Annotated in this window: 16 protein-coding genes; 7 read left to right on the top strand and 9 right to left on the bottom strand. The window is 59.0% G+C overall.

Annotated features, from left to right (window positions below; all coding sequences use genetic code 11):
* Positions 1-59 precede the first annotated feature (59 nt).
* On the bottom strand, positions 60-1,466 hold the full coding sequence (gene creC / locus CL546_RS12345) for a two-component system sensor histidine kinase CreC (RefSeq protein ID WP_290495400.1): 1,407 nt from the start codon (positions 1,464-1,466) through the stop codon (positions 60-62).
* On the bottom strand, positions 1,463-2,140 hold the full coding sequence (creB, locus tag CL546_RS12340) for a two-component system response regulator CreB (protein WP_290495398.1): 678 nt from the start codon (positions 2,138-2,140) through the stop codon (positions 1,463-1,465). Before creB ends, creC begins: the two co-directional genes overlap by 4 nt.
* A gap of 74 nt (positions 2,141-2,214) precedes the next feature.
* Here creB and CL546_RS12335 point away from each other — a divergent pair, with 74 nt between their 5' ends.
* Positions 2,215-2,580: a SpoIIAA family protein gene (locus tag CL546_RS12335; RefSeq protein WP_290495396.1), complete on the top strand. Its 366-nt coding sequence runs from the start codon at positions 2,215-2,217 to the stop codon at positions 2,578-2,580.
* A 36-nt stretch (positions 2,581-2,616) separates the two neighbouring features.
* Here CL546_RS12335 and CL546_RS12330 read toward each other — a convergent pair whose 3' ends face one another.
* Positions 2,617-3,060, bottom strand: coding sequence for a GAF domain-containing protein (locus tag CL546_RS12330; RefSeq protein ID WP_290495394.1), 444 nt, complete (start codon positions 3,058-3,060; stop codon positions 2,617-2,619).
* A 141-nt stretch (positions 3,061-3,201) separates the two neighbouring features.
* Here CL546_RS12330 and CL546_RS12325 point away from each other — a divergent pair, with 141 nt between their 5' ends.
* The 3 genes from CL546_RS12325 to CL546_RS12315 all read left to right on the top strand — a co-directional run bounded on the left by CL546_RS12325 (position 3,202) and on the right by CL546_RS12315 (position 5,348).
* Positions 3,202-3,819, top strand: a complete 618-nt coding sequence (locus CL546_RS12325) for a TetR/AcrR family transcriptional regulator (protein ID WP_290495392.1) — start codon at positions 3,202-3,204, stop codon at positions 3,817-3,819.
* Between the two features lie 150 nt (positions 3,820-3,969).
* Complete coding sequence (locus CL546_RS12320) at positions 3,970-4,935, top strand: NAD(P)H-dependent flavin oxidoreductase (RefSeq protein ID WP_290495390.1); 966 nt, start codon at positions 3,970-3,972, stop codon at positions 4,933-4,935.
* Between the two features lie 29 nt (positions 4,936-4,964).
* Entirely contained in the window at positions 4,965-5,348 is a 384-nt protein-coding gene (locus CL546_RS12315; RefSeq protein ID WP_290495388.1) for a nuclear transport factor 2 family protein, read from the top strand.
* Positions 5,349-5,364: 16 nt separating this feature from the next.
* On the opposite strand, the gene CL546_RS12310 is transcribed toward CL546_RS12315, so the two are convergent.
* The 4 genes from CL546_RS12310 to glnK form a co-directional block, all read right to left on the bottom strand.
* The gene (locus tag CL546_RS12310) at positions 5,365-5,688 is read right to left on the bottom strand and encodes a potassium channel family protein (protein WP_290495386.1); all 324 of its coding nucleotides are present in this window, start codon (positions 5,686-5,688) and stop codon (positions 5,365-5,367) included.
* 11 nt (positions 5,689-5,699) lie between these two features.
* Positions 5,700-6,896 (bottom strand): class I SAM-dependent rRNA methyltransferase, encoded by a 1,197-nt coding sequence (locus CL546_RS12305; RefSeq protein WP_290495384.1) that lies wholly within the window; start codon positions 6,894-6,896, stop codon positions 5,700-5,702.
* A gap of 315 nt (positions 6,897-7,211) precedes the next feature.
* On the bottom strand, positions 7,212-8,459 hold the full coding sequence (locus tag CL546_RS12300; RefSeq protein WP_290495382.1) for an ammonium transporter: 1,248 nt from the start codon (positions 8,457-8,459) through the stop codon (positions 7,212-7,214).
* Between the two features lie 73 nt (positions 8,460-8,532).
* Positions 8,533-8,871, bottom strand: coding sequence for a P-II family nitrogen regulator (gene glnK, locus CL546_RS12295; RefSeq protein ID WP_008930504.1), 339 nt, complete (start codon positions 8,869-8,871; stop codon positions 8,533-8,535).
* 312 nt (positions 8,872-9,183) lie between these two features.
* On the opposite strand from glnK, the gene CL546_RS12290 reads away from it, so the two are divergent.
* Together CL546_RS12290 and CL546_RS12285 are read left to right on the top strand one after the other, a co-directional pair.
* On the top strand, positions 9,184-9,432 hold the full coding sequence (locus CL546_RS12290; RefSeq protein WP_039926478.1) for an accessory factor UbiK family protein: 249 nt from the start codon (positions 9,184-9,186) through the stop codon (positions 9,430-9,432).
* Positions 9,433-9,698: 266 nt separating this feature from the next.
* Positions 9,699-11,186 (top strand): YifB family Mg chelatase-like AAA ATPase, encoded by a 1,488-nt coding sequence (locus CL546_RS12285; RefSeq protein WP_290495374.1) that lies wholly within the window; start codon positions 9,699-9,701, stop codon positions 11,184-11,186.
* 104 nt (positions 11,187-11,290) lie between these two features.
* On the opposite strand, the gene CL546_RS12280 is transcribed toward CL546_RS12285, so the two are convergent.
* Both CL546_RS12280 and CL546_RS12275 read right to left on the bottom strand, forming a co-directional pair.
* Complete coding sequence (locus CL546_RS12280; RefSeq protein ID WP_290495372.1) at positions 11,291-11,917, bottom strand: OmpA family protein; 627 nt, start codon at positions 11,915-11,917, stop codon at positions 11,291-11,293.
* Between the two features lie 10 nt (positions 11,918-11,927).
* Positions 11,928-17,045: an autotransporter domain-containing protein gene (locus tag CL546_RS12275; protein ID WP_290495370.1), complete on the bottom strand. Its 5,118-nt coding sequence runs from the start codon at positions 17,043-17,045 to the stop codon at positions 11,928-11,930.
* A gap of 172 nt (positions 17,046-17,217) precedes the next feature.
* On the opposite strand from CL546_RS12275, the gene CL546_RS12270 reads away from it, so the two are divergent.
* Positions 17,218-18,174, top strand: a complete 957-nt coding sequence (locus tag CL546_RS12270) for a helix-turn-helix transcriptional regulator (RefSeq protein WP_290495368.1) — start codon at positions 17,218-17,220, stop codon at positions 18,172-18,174.
* Positions 18,175-18,314: the final 140 nt, after the last annotated feature.

The following is an 18,314-nucleotide window of genomic DNA, read 5'->3' as shown; positions in this document are numbered from 1 at the left end:
ACCGGGTCAGGTTTTTCTTCTCGCTTCTCGCGCTACCAGCGACGCGCCTACGGTAGGGGTTATTCGGGGAGAGTTAGCCTGGCTTGAACGCCCTGATGGGCGTTTTCCAGCTTGAGGCTGCCACCGTGCAGGCTGGCAATTTCGTTGACCATGGCCAGCCCCAGGCCTGAACTCTTTTCCTGGCCCGGCGCCGGCAAGGAATAGAAACGCTCAGTGACACGTCCAAGCGCATAGTCAGGAATCATGGGGCCGGTGTTGGTGACTGTCAGGCAAGCCGCCTCCACATGCACCGTGATAGTGGTGTTTTCATTGGCAAAACGCTGGGCGTTATCGAGCAGGTTGAACAGGGCCAGCTTGAAAGTTTCCGCTTCCGCCTGCAGGGAGCCCTCATTCACGCTGATTTCCAGTTGCTTTTCGGCCAGCAACGCATAGCGGCTACGCCGCCACTCCTGCACCAACGCAGAAACCGAAACGGAAGTTTTGCGAGCCGGCAGGCTTTCCAGTTTTTCCAACCGTGCCATGGCCAGCAATCTATCCAACAGGTCACTGAGGCGCTGGCTTTCATGAATCACATTGTCGGTAAACCGCTGCAACGCGGGTTCCTTCACTTCATCCGCGAGAATTTCCCCGGCACCACGAATCGCCGCCAACGGGCTTTTCATTTCATGGGTCAGCAGGGTCACGTTATCTTCCAGCTGCGCCCGCGCCTCCAGGCGACGACGCATGGCGGTGACGGCATCTGCAAGGTCACGAATTTCATCGTGGCCACGAAAGCGCGGCGGTGACGGACGTTCATCGTTGGCCACCGCTTCGGCATAGCGTCGCAACCGATTGACCCGGCGACTGAGCCACCAGGCCAGCAGCACACCCGACAATAAACAGACCAGTAGCGCCAGGCCGCCGTAGAGCATCAGATAACGTTCCGCACGCTGTACAAAAGGCTCAATGGCACGCCCGGGTTTACCCAGACTGATGACACCAATCAGGCTGCCCTGATCACGAATCGGCGCGGCCACGTACATTATCGAGGTAGATGGATCCTGTGGATCACTGCGTGTAGTGCGGGCGCCATAGCGCCCCTGCAGGGTCAGGTGCACATCGTTCCAGCGGGAAAAATCCTTTCCTTCATCCTGGCCACGGGAATCAAACAGCACCGTGCCGCTGGGGCCGGTGATATACACATGAGTGTGGATGCGCGTTTTCTTTAACCCCCAGATATCCGCATCCGGCGTGCGCCCGGCATAACGATTCAAGGCATCGCGCAAAGCAGGAGTAATCACGATCTGCCCATCGCGGGCATCGCTGGCCACAATCTCGGCCAACAGGTTGGCCGCATCCACCAGGGTTTCTTCTGCAGACTGGCGCACCAGCGGCTTGGCCTGCCCAAACACCAGATCGAGCACGAACCAGCCCACCAGACCCAGGATCAGGAAATAGAATACCAGCAGGCGCTGACCGAGCTTCATGGTGTATCCAGCAGATAACCGATACCGCGCCGGGTCACGATAAGGTGGTCGCCATTCAGCGGGCGCAATTTGGCGCGCAAGGTCTTGATGTGGGTATCCACGCTCCGCTCGAAACTGTCTTCGTCGCTGTCGCAGATATCCAGCAACTGGGCACGACTGAATACCTGCCCGGGTCGCTGCACCATGGTCGCCAGAATGCGGTATTCCGAACGCGTCAGGGATAATTCGGTGTGCCGGAAGAAGACCCGAAAGCCACTGTCATCCACCTGCCACGGCGTTGTTTTATCGGTGTCGATGTCGGCATCCGATTTCGGCGCCAGGCGTTTTAGAATCGCCCGAATGCGAGCCACCACTTCACGGGGGCTGAACGGCTTGGTGACGTAATCATCGCCCCCCAGTTCCAGCCCCAGAATCCGGTCCACTTCATCCTGGCGAGCGGTGAGAAACAGCACCGGCAGCTCACTGCGCTGACGCAACTGTTTGAGCACATCAAAGCCATTCATGTCCGGCAGCCCCACATCCAGAACCACCAGATCCACCGCACTCGCCGCGACCGCGTCCAGTGCCTGCTGGCCCAAGGTCACGTGAGTCACCGCAAAATGCTCACGCTCCAGCGCAAACATCAACGGTTCGGCAATGCGCGGCTCATCTTCTACGATCAGTACAGCGGGCACTTGAAATATTCCTGGCCAGTAACCATGGCATGATAACCAGACCACGAAGGCGTTCCCATGCCAAGGAGGCATTTATGTTGGAACTGATCGACAATCTGCCCGGCGATACCGTTGGCGTCAGCGCTCACGGCGAACTCACCGCCGAGGACTACCGCAAAGTGCTGGCTCCTGCCATCGAAGGGGCTTTGAGCCAGCACGACAAGATCAATGTGTTGTATGAAATCGGCCCCACTTTCGAAAATTTCTCCGCCGGGGCCATGCTGCAAGATGCCCTAGTTGGCTTGAGACACCCGCTAAGCTGGCACCGGATTGCGGTCGTCACCAGCCATGACTGGATCCGCAACACCGTCCAGCAGGCCAGTGCCTTGATTCCCGGCCAGGTCAAAGTCTTCGAATGGGCAGAGCAGAAAGACGCGCTTAGCTGGCTGGCCAGTGAGTAGGAGCCACCGCAGGTAGCCCGGCGCTCACAACCGCGTCTACCCCGCCTGCCGGGCACCCAGTTTCAGCGCATCCAGTAAATCCCGACCGCCGCTGTGCAGTTCCTTAATGTCCTTCAGGAAAAACGTTTTCTTCACCCGGGTCTGCACCACCAGCACCCCATAGAGCACGCTGTCGTACTCCAGGGGAATGCCCAGATAACTGCGAAAATGTTCCTCGTCAGAGCCCGGCACATAGAAGTAATCCATGTGCGCCTGGATGTCCCGGGCCGCCACTGCACGGCGCGTTCGGGCCACCTTGCCGGTCAGCCCTTGGCTGTATGCCAGGGTGGCGCCCAGAACACGCTGATTGAGGCCACTGGTGGCAACAATTTCCAGCGTCTGCTGCTGACCATCAGCCTGGTACAGGCTGCAGACCTGCACATTAAGCTTGTTTCTCACTGCATCCACGCGGGCATGCATAAAGTCCGGGGGTAAAGGCACGCGATTACCTCTCTGTTCGCCAGCGTTAATGCCGACTCTGTATGCCTTTCAATATCTATGCCGGTTTGTTTATCGCGCGTCAGGCACATCACCACCACATGCTTTACACTGTACGCGTTACTCTTGCCGTGGAGCCCTGCGTTGGCCAAAAAAGCAAAAACCGAGGCCGAGATTGCGCGTTTTCGTGAATCTGTATGCGAGGCAGCTACGCGGCTGTTCATCGAACGTGGCCCGCAAAACGTGACCATGCGCCAGATCGCCAGCGAAGTGGGCGTCAGCCCCATGACCCCCTATCGCTATTTCCGCGACAAGGATGAAATTCTGGCCACGGTCCGCGCTGCCGCTTTCAATCGCTTCTCCACCGCCCTTGAGACCGCCGTCGCCAATGCCCCGGACGCCCGTAGCAAGGGCCGCGCCGTAGGCGATGCCTACGTGGACTTTGCCAAGGCCTACCCAGCGGCCTACCAGCTGATTTTCTCCTTTACCCAGCCCGACGAAGACCGCTACCCGGAGCTGCAGGCCGCCAATGGCCGCGCCCAGGAAACCATGGTGGGCTATGTGCGCGATATGATTGAGGCGGGCTTGCTCAAGGGCGACGCCCAACTGATCGGGTATATGTTCTGGGCAACGCTCCACGGCATCGTGGTGCTGGAACTGGCCAGCGGCCTGCGCGGCATGAACGGCGATACCTTGCGTGAAAAGATCATGCGCACCCTCTATGCCGGCATGCAGGTCACGCCCCCTACCCTGGATTCCTGACCGCTTCGCTCAGTCTCGGTATCGGCCGGGCTTGACTCTATAAATATACGGTGTAAATTTTACTTCGTATATTTATCCCACCGGGCCCATTTCCCGGTGGCCCGGACCCCGCCCCGCATGACATTCGGGGCTCAGATTGAGGACACCGTCATGTCTTTGCCCGTTGAAATTCGCTCTCGCCTGCGCCTGCCGGTGATGTGCTCACCGCTATTCATCATTTCCAACCCGGACCTGGTGATCGCCCAGTGCAAGGCCGGCGCCATCGGCTCGTTCCCGTCACTGAACGCCCGCCCGCTGTCACAGCTGGACGAATGGCTGCACCGCATTACCGAAGAACTGGCCGCCTGGGATCGGGACCACCCGGACCAGCCCGCTGCACCGTTCGCGGTAAACCAGATTGTTCACCGCTCCAACGATCGCCTGGAAAAAGACCTGGAGCTGTGTGAGAAGTACAAGGTGCCCATGGTGATTACCTCCCTGGGCGCCCGTGAAGATGTGAACCAGGCCGTCCACGGTTGGGGTGGCATGGTGATGCACGATGTGATCAACAATCACTTTGCCCACAAAGCCATTGAGAAAGGCGCCGACGGCCTGATCGCTGTCGCCGCGGGCGCCGGTGGTCACGCCGGGCAGCTGTCCCCGTTCGCGCTGATGCAGGAAATTCGCAGCTGGTTCGACGGCCCGCTGGCCCTGTCCGGCTCCATCGCCAGCGGCCCCTCTGTACTCGCTGCTGAAGCCATGGGCGCAGACCTGGCCTACATCGGCTCCTTGTTCATCGCCACTCAGGAAGCCAACGCTGACGCTGCCTACAAACAGATGATCGTGGACAGTAACGCCTCCGATATCGTCTACAGCAACCTGTTCACCGGTGTGCACGGCAACTACCTGGCTCCCTCCATCGTTAACGCCGGCATGGACCCGGCCAACCTGCCGGAAAGCGATCCCTCGGCCATGAACTTCGGTTCCGGCGGCAATTCCGACAAGAAAGCCTGGAAAGATATCTGGGGCTGCGGCCAGGGCATCGGCGCGGTAGATGCAGTGCAAAGCGCCAGCGATGCCATCGCCAAACTCAGCGAAGAATACCAACAGGCCCGCCGCGCACTGAATGCGGCCTGAGCCAACGCGGATAAACAAGGAGAGACACCATGGCGAATATTGAAGCCTGGCACGCCGTCGTCAAAAGCCAGGACCCTCAGGCGCTCAGCGAGCTGATTGCGGACCAGGCGGTATTCCATTCACCGCTGGTGCACACGCCACAGGTTGGCAAACCCATCACCACGGCCTACCTGACCGCAGCCATGCACGTGCTGGCCAACGACAGCTTTCACTATGTGCGGGAAATCAATGACGGGCAGCATTCCGTGCTGGAGTTTGCCCTGGAACTGGATGGCATCGCAGTGAATGGCGTGGATATGATCACCTGGAATGACGACGGAAAAATCGTCGACTTCAAAGTAATGATCCGCCCCTACAAAGCCATTGAAGTGGTACGCACCAACATGGCGGCCATGCTGGAAAAACTGGGCTAGAGAAGAGGCACCGCCTTCAGGCACCGATCATATAGGTCCTGAAGGCTTCGGTGGCTGCCGCCACGGTTACCGCCACAAAGACCCCGCTGAACATGATCCCCACAATGGCTACCAGTATCGCCATGAACTTGGTGCTTTTACGCGACGGGCGCAGATCACCATACCCCACCGTCAGCGCTGTGATCATCGACCAGTAGAACGCATCAAACCGGCTCCAGCCTTCGCGATACCCCACCCATTGCCCGAGCCCGACAATCACCACCAGGAAGCCGGCAAAAAAAGGGGCGCCCAACACCATGGCTTTCAGGAACAGGGCGGTAAAGGCAAAGACGAAATCCATTCGTAACCACTCTACAGGCTGAACAGCACCCGGCAGAACCAGGTCTTCAGGTACGCGGTTTCCGCAATGGCCGGGTGAACCGGATGATCCGGCCCCTGCCCTTCATAGCCCACCACCTGAATACTGCGATCAATGTGTCGGGCACTGCTGTGCACCACATCAAGCAAACGCTCTGCGGGCATATGCATGGAACAAGACGCGGACACCAGATAGCCACCCGGTTTTACCAAACGCATGGCCAGCTCGTTAATGGCGTGATAACCGGCCAGGCCATTCTTGAAATCTTTTTTGCGCTTGATGAACGCCGGCGGGTCCAGCACCACCAGATCGTACTTTTCCCCATCCGCGATCAACTGCTTCATGGCCGCAAACGCATCGCCCTGAATGCTGCCCACCGTGTCAGCGACACCATTCAGCTCTGCGTTGCGATGCACATAATCCGTGGCGACTTCGGAACCATCCACACAGGTTACCGATTCCGCTCCGGCCAATGCGGCCTGCACGCCCCAACCGCCACAGTAACTGAACACATCCAGCACGCGAGCGCCCTTGGCCAGGGCCTGCATTTTCTGGCGGGCAACACGGTGATCGTAGAACCACCCGGTCTTTTGCCCTTCCGCTAACGGTGCTACAAATTTGGCACCGTTTTCCGTGAGGCTGACTTCGTCCAGCATCTCGCCTTTCAATGCCTTGGTGTAACGATCCAGCCCTTCAATCTCACGGGCGGCCGCTTCGTTTTTGGCAATGATGTGAGTCGGCGCCAGCACCGCATCCAGGGCACTGACAATCACCTCAAGGTGCGCTTCCATGGCACCGGAGCCGGTCTGCACCACCAACACGTCATGGAAACGATCCACTACCAGGCCAGGCAGGCCATCGGCTTCGCCGTAGATCAAGCGGTAACAGGCATCATCAAACAATTGCTCGCGCAAGGTCAGCGCCTGCTCAATCCGCTTCTTGAAAAAACTGCGCGACAACGCCTGCTTAACATCACGGCTGTAAAGGCGAGCAGCAATCAGCGAATGGGGGCTAAGCAGGGCACGGCCCAGAGGCTTGCCACGGCTGTCTTCCACAACACAGGTACCGGCAGACAAATCCTTGAGTGGGGTTTGCCGGGTATCAATTTCGTTGGCGTAGACCCACAGATGGCCCGCCTTCAGGCGGCGCTCTTCATTTTTGCGCAGGCGAATAACAGTCGGTTCGGTCATGGTGCATACATCAGCTGGCCGGAAAGGGAGGGATGATAACACAGGGAGAGAATGCCACGTTCAACGACAGAGGCAGCTGCGCACGAACACACAAAGAGATCCTGTAGGAGTTCCCTTCCAGGGGACGAACCAACGGCTAACAGGAATGCTCGAAGGTTTGCTGGAGCCGGGCTGACTTCTCACGGTTCGTCCCCTGGAAGGGAACTCCTACAGCGTTTTCGTCGGTTTTCGAGAGCCAACAAAATTGAAAAAGCCCCGACCAACTGGCCGGGGCTTTTCGTGTTGCATGACGCGTGTTGCTTTTTGCGTCTCTTATTAACCCTTCACAAACTCAGGGTAGGCTTCCATACCGCAGTCTGCGATATCCATGCCTTCGTACTCTTCTTCTTCGCTGACGCGGATACCCATTACCACTTTCAGGATACCCCACACCACCAGGCTTGCGACGAACACCCAGGTGAAGATGGTCACAGCACCGATCAGCTGGCCAGAGAAGCTGGCGCCACCGTCATCGGTCAGCGGGTTAGTTACCGGCACCAGCATCAGGCCCAGGAAACCAACCACACCGTGTACGGAGATCGCACCTACCGGATCATCAATCTTCAGCTTGTCCAGAGTCAGGATGCTGAATACCACCAGCACACCACCCAGGGCACCGAACAGGGTCGCCTGCAGGGCAGTCGGTGTAGAGGGCTCGGCGGTGATCGCTACCAGGCCAGCCAGGGCGCCGTTAAGCAGCATGGTCAGGTCGGCTTTGCCGAACAGGATACGGCCAACGATCAGCGCAGCAATGGCACCACCAGCAGCAGCGGCGTTCGTGTTCATGAATACAACCGCAACCGAGTTGGAGTCGCCCACACTGGACGTTGCCAGCACAGAGCCACCGTTAAAGCCGAACCAGCCCAACCACAGGATGAAGGTACCCAGTGCCGCCAGCGGCAGGTTGGAACCCGGGATAGCGTGCACTTCACCGTTCGGGCCGTACTTGCCTTTACGAGCACCCAGCAACAGCACACCAGCCAGGGCAGCAGCAGCACCCGCCATGTGTACGATGCCGGAACCGGCGAAGTCAGAGAAGCCCAGATCGCCCAGGTTATACAGGCCGAAGACATCCGCACCGCCCCAGGTCCAGGAACCTTCCAGCGGGTAGATAACACCGGTCATCACGACCGCAAAGACCAGGAATGCCCACAACTTCATCCGTTCTGCCACAGCACCGGATACGATGGACATGGCGGTTGCAACAAACACAACCTGGAAGAAGAAGTCCGCAGAAGGCGCGTAGGTCGCCGCTTCTTCTGCACCGGCAACACCGTCACCCACAATCCCGGACAGGAAGATGGCGCCGTCGTACATGATGGCGTAACCGCACACCATGTACATGGTGCTGGCAATGGCAAACAAGGCCACGTTCTTGGTGAGAATTTCGGTGGTGTTTTTGGCACGCACCAGGCCCGCTTCAAGCATGGCAAAACCTGCCGCCATCCACATGACCAACGCGCCACAAATCAGGAAATAAAATGTATCCAGCGCGTATTTCAGTTCAAAAATTTGGTTTTCCACAATGCAACCCTCCGAAAATGGAAGCGTGTTTTCCTAAAGCCCTGGCATGGGTCAATTCAAAACACGGTAAAACTTAAATCGCGTCCTCGCCGGTTTCACCGGTACGGATACGAATCGCTTGCTCAAGGGAGGTAACGAAGATTTTGCCGTCACCAATTTTGCCGGTATTAGCGGCTTTCGCGATGGCTTCAATCACCTGGTCCAGGCTGGACTCGGCAATGGCCACTTCGATTTTTACCTTGGGCAGGAAATCCACCACGTACTCGGCACCCCGGTACAGCTCGGTGTGACCTTTCTGACGTCCAAAGCCTTTCACTTCGGTAACAGTGATGCCCTGCACGCCAATCTCGGAGAGTGCTTCACGCACGTCATCCAGTTTGAACGGCTTAATTACGGCAGTAACCAGTTTCATTTCTTTCTCCTCAGCTTTCACCGCGTCCGGTGACGTCCGTTTCTCTTCGAGCCCCGTTATGGTTCCCGATCCACAGCTTGCGCGAACGCTCTGACCCAAATAGTGCACGACCCATGCCAGTTTTAGAAAATCATGCTTTTTCAGGGATTTACATCACAGTCCGGATTCAACATCCAGACCGAGCGCGCCATTATAGCGCACCACAATGGGGCGAGTTCCAAGTTGGTGCAGAACCACTGCCCGGCGCCACCCGGTGCCTCGCCCCCGCACACCGTGCTACCATCCGCGCATCATTACAAGGACGCCGTTGTCATGCCCGATCAGCCTTTTATCGACCGCCTTATGGCCGACATCAGCCGCCGCCTGCCCACCGACCTGGGTGGCCTGCGCAGCGAAGTGGAACGCAACGTGCGCAGTGTGCTGGCGGAAACGGTCAGCCGGCTGGATCTCATTACCCGGGAAGAGTTTGATATCCAGCAGCAAGTACTGCTGCGCACCCGGGAAAAACTGGAAGCGCTGGAGAAACAGGTGGCCGAGCTGGAAAAGTCAGCAGACGCTTGATCAGCGTTTGCGCCTACCGAACCTTCACTGCCAAAAAGCGAGAAACGAGTGACGAGTGACGAGTATCGAAAAACAAACCCACCCCGGGTTTTCGCTTCTCGCTTCTCGCTTCTCGTAACTCGTAACTCGTAACTAACCAAGCCTGATCGTCGTAACGCCCCCTACAGACAGTCCGATTTCCTACGTCTGCCGCCACCAACCTCGCACAGATACGTAGGCCCTCCCACCGTACACTGCCTCACAACCCATTGAATTTGTGAGGAAACGTGACGCATGCGCTGCTATACAGCCGGGCACCGGTAGGCATTGAAGCCCGCACCGTACGAGTAGAAACCCATCTGGCGCCGGGCCTGCCCGCATTCACTATCGTTGGATTGGGTGATACCGCGGTTCGCGAAAGCCGCGATCGGGTCCGCTCCGCGCTGGTTAACAGCGGTTTCGATTTTCCCCAGAGGCGCATCACCGTGAGCCTGGCCCCGGCGGATTTGCCCAAGGATGGCGGGCGTTTTGATCTGGCTATTGCACTGGGCATCCTGATAGCCAGTGGCCAACTGGGTAACATCACCACCGATAACTACGAGTTTGTTGGCGAACTGTCGCTGAACGGCCAGCTCAATCCCGTTTCCGGCATGCTGCCTTCCTCCCTTGCCTGTCTGGCTGAAGATCGCACTCTCGTGGTTGCCATTGATAACGCCGAAGAAGCCAGCCTCCCCGGCACTTCGACCCTCGCCGCCGACCAGCTAGCCCGGGTCGCGGCCCATCTCACAGGCCAGCAGCGCCTGGAACCCCATCAGTGTCAGCCGCCCGCCAACCTGCGCCACCAGGGCGGCTGCCTGTCGGAAATTCGAGGTCAGCAAACCGCCAAACGAGTGCTGGAAATTGCCGCAGCGGGCGGACACTCCCTGCTTTTATGCGGGCCTCCCGGTGCCGGGAAGAGCATGCTGGCCTCGCGCCTGCCCGGGCTGATGCCGCCCATGCGCACGGCCCAGGCTCTGGAAGTTGCAGCCATTCATTCACTCAAACAGCCGCGCAACAGCCAATTGTTCTATCAACGCCCTTACCGGGCACCGCACCATACCTCCTCGGCAACAGCCTTGGTCGGCGGCGGCAGTTACCCGCGGCCTGGGGAAATTTCCCTGGCCCATCACGGCATCCTGTTTCTCGATGAACTCCCGGAGTTCGACCGCAAAGTGCTGGAAGTCATGCGTGAGCCACTGGAAACCGGTGAAGTCAGCATTGCCCGCGCCGCCCAGCAACTCACCTTTCCCGCCCGCTTTCAGTTGGTGGCCGCCATGAACCCCTGCCCCTGTGGGTATCTGGGGGATCCGGAAAAGAGCTGCGGTTATCGATGCGAAAAAGCCAAACGCTATCAGGGCAAGCTGTCCGGCCCATTACTGGACCGCATTGACCTGCATCTGGATGTGCCCGCCGTTGAGGCAAGGGAGCTGCTGGGTGACAAGGAAGGGGAAACCAGCGAAGCCGTAGCCCAACGGGTGCGCCATGCATGGAAACAACAATGGCACCGGCAACAGCGACTGAACCGGGAACTGGGCAGCGACAAACTGGAACCGATGCTGCGCCGGCACCGGGACTGGCTGGCGGGGGTCATGAACCGGCTGGGTTTATCGGCCCGTTCCCTGCATCGTAGCGCGCGGGTCGCCCGCACCATTGCCGATCTGGATAACAGTCCAGAGGTGGAGCGGGACCACCTTCGCGAGGCGCTAAGCTACAGACAAAATGTGCAGCAGGGCTGACACTGCCCTTTACCTGAAGCCTGCTTGCAAGGCCAAGGGGCATACCTTGCGACAACCTGCCCCCCCTTTCTTTTGCGACATGAAAGAAGGCACAACCCGCGACGTTACTGAACCTGCAACTCGACACGTCTATCCTGCCGGTAGCAGGCTTTCAATTCATCAGCCGATACCGACTGACAGCGCGATCCGGAAACCGCCGTGTCTTCGCCGTGCCCTTCCACCTGTAGCGTGGCAATGCTGCCGCCCTGTTCTTTCCACCAGGTGGCTACCGCCTGTGCCCGCTGGTCGGCCAGATGCTGGTTATAGGCGGCACCGCCCAAAGGATCACTGTAGCCATTCACTGCCACCACCGGTCCCTCAAGGCTTGCCACATTCTGATACCAAGCTTTCAGCGCGATCCGGCTTTCGTCAGTCAGGACGGCGGAGTCAAACGCAAAGGTCACCCGTAACCGTTCCGGTGCCACCGTGTCTGGCGCCACTTTTTTTGTTGATGCCTCACTCTTCACTACCACCACCGGCTCTCCGATGAGCGCCACATCGCATTCCGGCACCGCCTTGTCTTCGGTCCAGTCCGCCGTCCGCCAGCAATTGCCGTCGGTGGTTTTTAACAACGCCCCCTTACCGTCGGTGCGATATCCCGGCCAGGCATCATCAGGCGCCTTGCCCGCGCAGCCGCCCAGAAAGAGACCGACACAGCTAGCCACTACGGCCAACGTATTGCATTTTTTCATGGTTAATTCCTTACCAGGTCAGGTTGGCACTGAGCAGCCCACCGTGGCTTTCGGTATCCCCACCAAAGCGCCCGCGGTATCCCAGCCATAGAGAAAAGTCGTCGGTCATGAACCATTCAGCGCCGGCATTGGCGGCCAGTTGGGTGTCGTCCTGGTCCGCGCCGTACACCGTGAAGCCCTGTTGAGCACCGGCAAAGCGAGCGGTCTGTTCTGTCTGGGTATCGCCAAAGGGTTGCACCACCGCCAACCCGCCTTCTGCCACCAGCCAGTCGCCCCCCACCACAAAGGCGCGGGACAGGTCCGCCCCCAGCCAGGCTTCGCCACTGTTTAGCTCACTGTCGTCCACAGTCAGGCCGGCGATGCCGCCGCCGGTTTCGCGAAAGCCGTCCCGCTCGATACGGGTCATGGAAACCATCGCGTAGGGATGCAAACCATTTTCCCCCCAGGCCAGGTCCCAACCGGATTCCAGCGCCACCCGCAGGGCATCCACGCTGCTGTCCGATTCCGCCGGTGCCCCCATGACAATGCGCTGCTGGGACACATCGCTGCTGCCATAACTCAGATCGCCGCGCAGGAACCAGGCCCCCGCACTGCTCCAGCGGCCATACAGGCCAGCAAACCACGAGGACACATCACCATCGGCCTGACGATTGTCGTAATCCAACGTGCCATCCGCACTGCCCGCTGCAACACCTAGCAGCCAGTGATCCCACTGATGATCGACACCCAGTGCTAGCTGGTCTCCCCGGAAAGCATAGGCTGCATTGCCGATATCTCCCTGGCTATCTTCTTCAAAGCGGGAGGACTGGGCCTGCACCCAGACACCGTTGCGTTTGCCCACCGCACCGTCGCCCGCGGCCGGAGCCACCAGGCCGGCTGCGGCGGCCTGCGCATAAGGGTCGGACGGCGCCGCCAGCGCCTGCAACTGCTGCGACAAACGGGCATCCATGCCACCACCGGACTGCCCGCCCACGTTGCGGCCACGCTGGCGCATGCCGATGGCGAAGCGCTGCTGCAGCTGCTGCCCGGCCGTCAAACCGGCCAGCAAGCTGTCACCACTAAACGCCTGGAAAGCATCAGCGGCCTGCGCCCTGCTCATCTGCAACACCTGCCGATAGAGACTGTGCGTCATGGCCATGCCATCCACGTTGTTGGCCACCGCTCGCTGATTGTCAGTAAGGGCAGCACTGGCAAACGACTGGTCATTGCGCAGCAATTCCAGCGACGCGCTATTACTGCCATAACTCAACACCGGGTTCAGAAACGCATAACTGGAGCTCACGTCATCAAACTGGCCATTGATTCCCCCGGCCGCATTGAGAAAGGTATAGGTACTAAAGGGCAGATAGGTACCGTCGTTGCCCACATGCAACACAGACCCTGCCAGATTCGCCTGCCCGCTGACCTCGATTCGGTCGCTGCTGGTGCTGACCGGATCCACTTCCAGTGCCAGCTGGCTGCCGCTGTTGAAGGTCAGGTCGCCGTTGACATTCAAGGTGCCAATGGAGTTGCCCGCGGCCAGCGTACCGCCGGACTCGATGGTGGTATCACCCACCTGACCGGTACCGCCGAGCACGGCGTTGTTTTCTACAGTGAAGGCACTGTTGCTCCAGTTGCTGTTGGCATTGAGCCGCCCCTGCTGAATCACGGTGTTGCCCGTGAAGGCGGTGGCATCCTGGGCCAGAGAAACTTCACCACTGCCGGTTTTTTGCAGATCACCGCTGCCTGTTAGTACGTTGTCGAACACCCCATCTGCGGTTTGATCCAGCACCAGAAGAGTCCGGCTCCAGATGGCAGCGCTGCCAAAGGAATCCGTGTCACCGATCAAGGTACCGTTAAACAGGCCGAAATCGCCGTCAAAAAGGGCATTGTTGCCAGTCAGGCGAACCTCGCCCCCGCCGCTCACACTGATCGAGCCGGAGCCGAACAGGTCATTGCCCAGCTCGGCTTGCCCGGCATCCAGCAGCACAAGATCAGCGTTATTCTCGATGAAACCGGAGCCCAATGCGCTGACCTCACCCTGCACAATGCCGCCGGCAATCATTAGGCCGCCGGAGAAGTCATTGTTGCCTTCCAGATCCAAGGCCCCGTGGCCCTTCACGATTAGCGCACCGGTACCGCTCAGGTCGCTGCGGATAGTCGCAGAGTCATACATCAAGAGGGTGCCGCCCTGGCTGCCCAGTGCCAGTTGATAACGATTGAAGAGGTCTATCATTGCTGGCCCCTCTACATGGAACGCACCGCCATCCAGGACAAGGCGGTTACTGGCATCCCCCAGCGCGTCATACTTCACGCTACGCAAGGTGCCTGCAGCGATAACGGTGTCTCCGACGTAGTCGTTGCTGCCCCCCAGTACCAGCGTGCCTTCTCCGGTTTTCATCAAGCCGTTGCTGCCACTGATCACACTGTAGATGGCGGCCTCATAGCCACTACTGGCCGCACTGCCATCGCCAACACGGATCTCACCGTCCGCACCGGTCAGCGTGAGGCCATCACCTATCACGTTGTAGCCATCACTGGCAAACTGCAGGCCGTCGGCTTCCACCGCGCCATCCGCATCAGATATCGTTACGGTGCCGGCATCCCCCGCGAAGATGGCAAAGCCCGGACGGGGGATCATGGGGCCTGTGGCCGCGCCGGTGGCATCGGTCCAGACGGCATTGGTGGCCGTCCAGGTGCCATCCCCGCCGCCCTGGGTGGTACCGCTGGCCAGGCCATTGGCGTTCCAGAAGTTCAGCGTCAGGCCGCCAGTATTGAGCAGGTTGATCTGCTGGTTGCCGGACAGGTATTGCAGGCTGAGCGACGGATCCGGGTTGGCCAGTTGCAGGCCGCCGTTGCTTTCGGAGAAGGTGCCTGTGTAATCGAACAGGCGATACAGCCCCGGGCCGAAACTGCCGGTGTCGTTCAGGGCAAGCGTGGCGCCATTGATGGCCAGATCGCCGTTGACGGTCACGCTGTCGCTTTGCCCCGGGGTAGAGAAATCGCTCCCCGGTGCGCCAAACTCAAAATCCAGCAGGCTGCCTTGGGCCAGGGTCAGGTTGCCGTTGATGGAGAGCGTGCCCAAGCCATCGCCCGGCGCCAGGGTGCCACCCGATTGCACCGTAATATTGCCCAGCGAACCACTGCCGCCCAGCAGGCCGCCATCGTTCACGGTAAAGGCCACCCCATTCATGGCGCCGTTCACGAACATGCCTCCGGCATTCACCGTGGCGTTGCCCGTCATGGAATGATCGGCAGAGAGACTATAATTGCCGGCACCGTTCTTGATCAGGTTGCCGGTGCCAAAGATTATGCCGTCGTAAAAATAGTCATTGCCACGATTGATTTCCAGGGTGCCGGGAGTGCCACCAAACAGCACATCCCCCACGATGGAGCCTGTGCTGCCGCCCGTGCCAAGGGTAAGGTGCGCGCTATTATAAAGACCCGTCACCCCTGTAAAACCGGTGTGATCTCCCGTCCAGGTAACATTCCCACCGTTTTTTAAAAAACGCCCCTCACCCGATATCACCCCATCATACTGAGCGGATCCTGTTACACTGTTGGCCGTAATCTGTGTGCCAGCCTCCAGCAAAATATCCCCAACAAAGGGAACAGCAGAGTTAACTGTTATGTAACCTGACATGATATGCGTCAGGCCGGTGTAAGTCTGTGCATTGCTCTTATGGATGTCATTCACATTCCAGGTAACACTGCCGCTACCGGTGATTTGCCCTTCGTATTCATTAGCAAACCCATCGTCAATCAAAACATGTCCGTCGTTAAGAATATTGCCACCCAGGTTATCGGCGCTCCCCTGCAGCGTACCCTCTCGTACCCACCAGTCCTGAGGCCTGGTGCCCGTCAACGTCCAGGTGCTGGCACCGGTTTTTTCAAAACCTTCAAAACCCTGAAAGGTGCTTCCCACCCCATTGGTATCAAAGGTGCCATCCACATCGCCACCCAGCGCCACTACGTCATTGCTGCCATTGGCCAGCACATTGCCGCCCAGGCTGTAGCCGCTTTCCAGGGTCAGGCGATTGTCACCACTTGCAAAGTGAATCGCCGTGGCCTGGTTAGCCCCGGCATTCACCGTGCCGGCCAGGTTCACCTCAAGGTTGGAACCGCTGATACCGTAGCCGCCGATGCCATCGGCCCCGGCCGTGCCACCGGCGCCGCCCTGGCCGCCATCACCGCCGGCCAACAGGGCACCCGCCTTAATATCCAGGCGCCCATCCTGCAGGGCCAGAAAACCCACCCCGCCGTCGCCACCGTCGCCACCAATACCGCCCGCACCGCCGTCGCCGCCTTTACCGCCAGCGCCACCGACCGCTTCAGACCCGCTGAAAAAGGTATAGTCGTCATCATCGGAGGTGGCCGTCATGCCGACGCCGCCATTGCCCCCGTGGCCGCCGTTGCCATAAAAGTAATCCGAGTGCCCCCCGGCGCCTCCTGCGCCACCGGCTGAATCAAGCGCGAAGTAAAAGTTACCGTCACCCAGCTCCGTCCCATCGCCCCCATCACCGCCGTTACCGCCATGACTGAAGGGGCGGGCAGCAATCCCCAGTGTTCCGGGCAGAGTGGGGAAAGTAAGGCCCGTGGACGAAAAAGGCGTGCCCGTGACATTCAAGATCCGCAGGTCCAGAAAGTTCCGGGCACCATGAATCTCCAGCCGCCCATTGTCCCCGGAGGGCTCAGCATCAATCTCTGCTCTCATCTCGTAGGGGGAAAGGACCTGATCGATCTCTGCCGCTACATCCTCCAGGGTGTTACCGGTGTAGATGGTGATCCTGTGGGCCGTCCCATCCACGGTGACAGTGAACTGGTCACCATTATTGATCCCCGCCAGCGTCGTGAGATCCGTGGTATCCGCATCAATATAGGGTGTGGTTGACACGGCAACGGGCGCACTGCCCGTGTACACCAGGCTCGCCCCATCCCCGCCCTTGCCGCCAATATGCACACCGTCCTGGCCATCCTCGCCATGCCCGCCGGTCACCCCGTCATGGCCGGTGCCATCGGCGCCGTCAGATGCAGACCAGGCAATCAGAGGAAACAACAACAGCAAAGAAAAAACCGCGCTGGAAACAGGGTAGAATCCAGCGCGGACAAGACAACGCCCCCCAATATGGCGCTGAGAAAACTGTGACATGAAGCCCCCGGTACATGATTTTCCACCAATAGCCCTGTAGGGTAGAAGCGGGGCAAGGCAAGAACCACGTCTCACTTTTATCACTTTCCGGTGTTTTATCATTTTCCCGTCCGGCTTCCTGCAAACCGCAACCCACAGCCGGACTGACAATAACAATGCATGGCACAGGATCATGGCGATTACTGACACCATCTCATCGCACGGCAGCACCCACACCCTTTACATGGCCGGCGGAGAAACCTTCGATATTCCCGGAGTACGTGGGCGCATGGAGCGCCTGGAGTTTGCTTCCGGCATCGTGCTGTACCGGCTGGAATATGAAGCGCTGGACGACTGCTTTCTGGAAATGCAGGGCGCCTTTAACGAGCCCTGGATCGGTAGCTCCCTGCATATTCAAGGACAATCCGAACTGCTTGCCCCCAACGGTGACCGCTACACGTTTGATCCCAACAATGCTGTTCTGATGCGCATTGACCAGCACGGCTCCCGCTTCCAGTTATTCAAAGGGCAACTGGTTCGCCATGTCGGCGCCGCCTCAACATTGAAAATGCTGCGCGAGCGTTTCGGCGGCACCCTGCCAACCGCTATTCAAGAATTTGACCTACCCTACGGCGACAACGTCCATGTCCGCACACAAACGCCCAGCGCCCGGTTACGACAACTGGCTTCCGGGCTGTTTTCCCAGCACGCCAATGGCGCCTGCCGGGAGCTGAAACTGGAAGCCATTGCCAACCTGTTTTTGTCTGAACTGATTGAAGGGCTGGAAGATGCATCATCCACCGACGATGCCTTGCCCCTGTGGGAAGAGCAGGCCTACCAAGAGCTAATCGATCAAGTGCGCAGCAATCTGGATTCCCCGTTGTCCATTCCCACCCTGGCCGACCATGTTGGTTTGACCGAAAGTCGGGCGGACCAGCTGTTCAAACGAAAAAACGATAAGACTTTCGCAGAGTTCATTCGCAATGAGCGTATGGCGCTGGCACAAAAACTACTGGAAACCGGCGCGCACCCGGTGAAGGTGGTAGCCGACAAGGTGGGCTATGGTCACGTGAGTAATTTTTCCCGCGCTTACCGGGCCCACTTCGGAGAAACCCCGGCGCGAACATTGCGTCGGGCGACCAACGGGTAACGCCACCCTGAAAAAATTTGCCTCCCTGCAGAAGCGTCGCTTGAGACGTGAAACGGGTACAGGGAGGCGAACGAAGGGTGTTTTCAGTACATACCTAACGACCCCATATACCTCTGATCGCCCTCCGCCGATTCCGTGCT

This window comes from Alcanivorax sp. (assembly GCF_002726155.1).
Classification (GTDB): Bacteria; Pseudomonadota; Gammaproteobacteria; order Pseudomonadales; family Alcanivoracaceae; genus Alcanivorax.
This window is presented reverse-complemented; position numbering and strand designations above follow the sequence as displayed.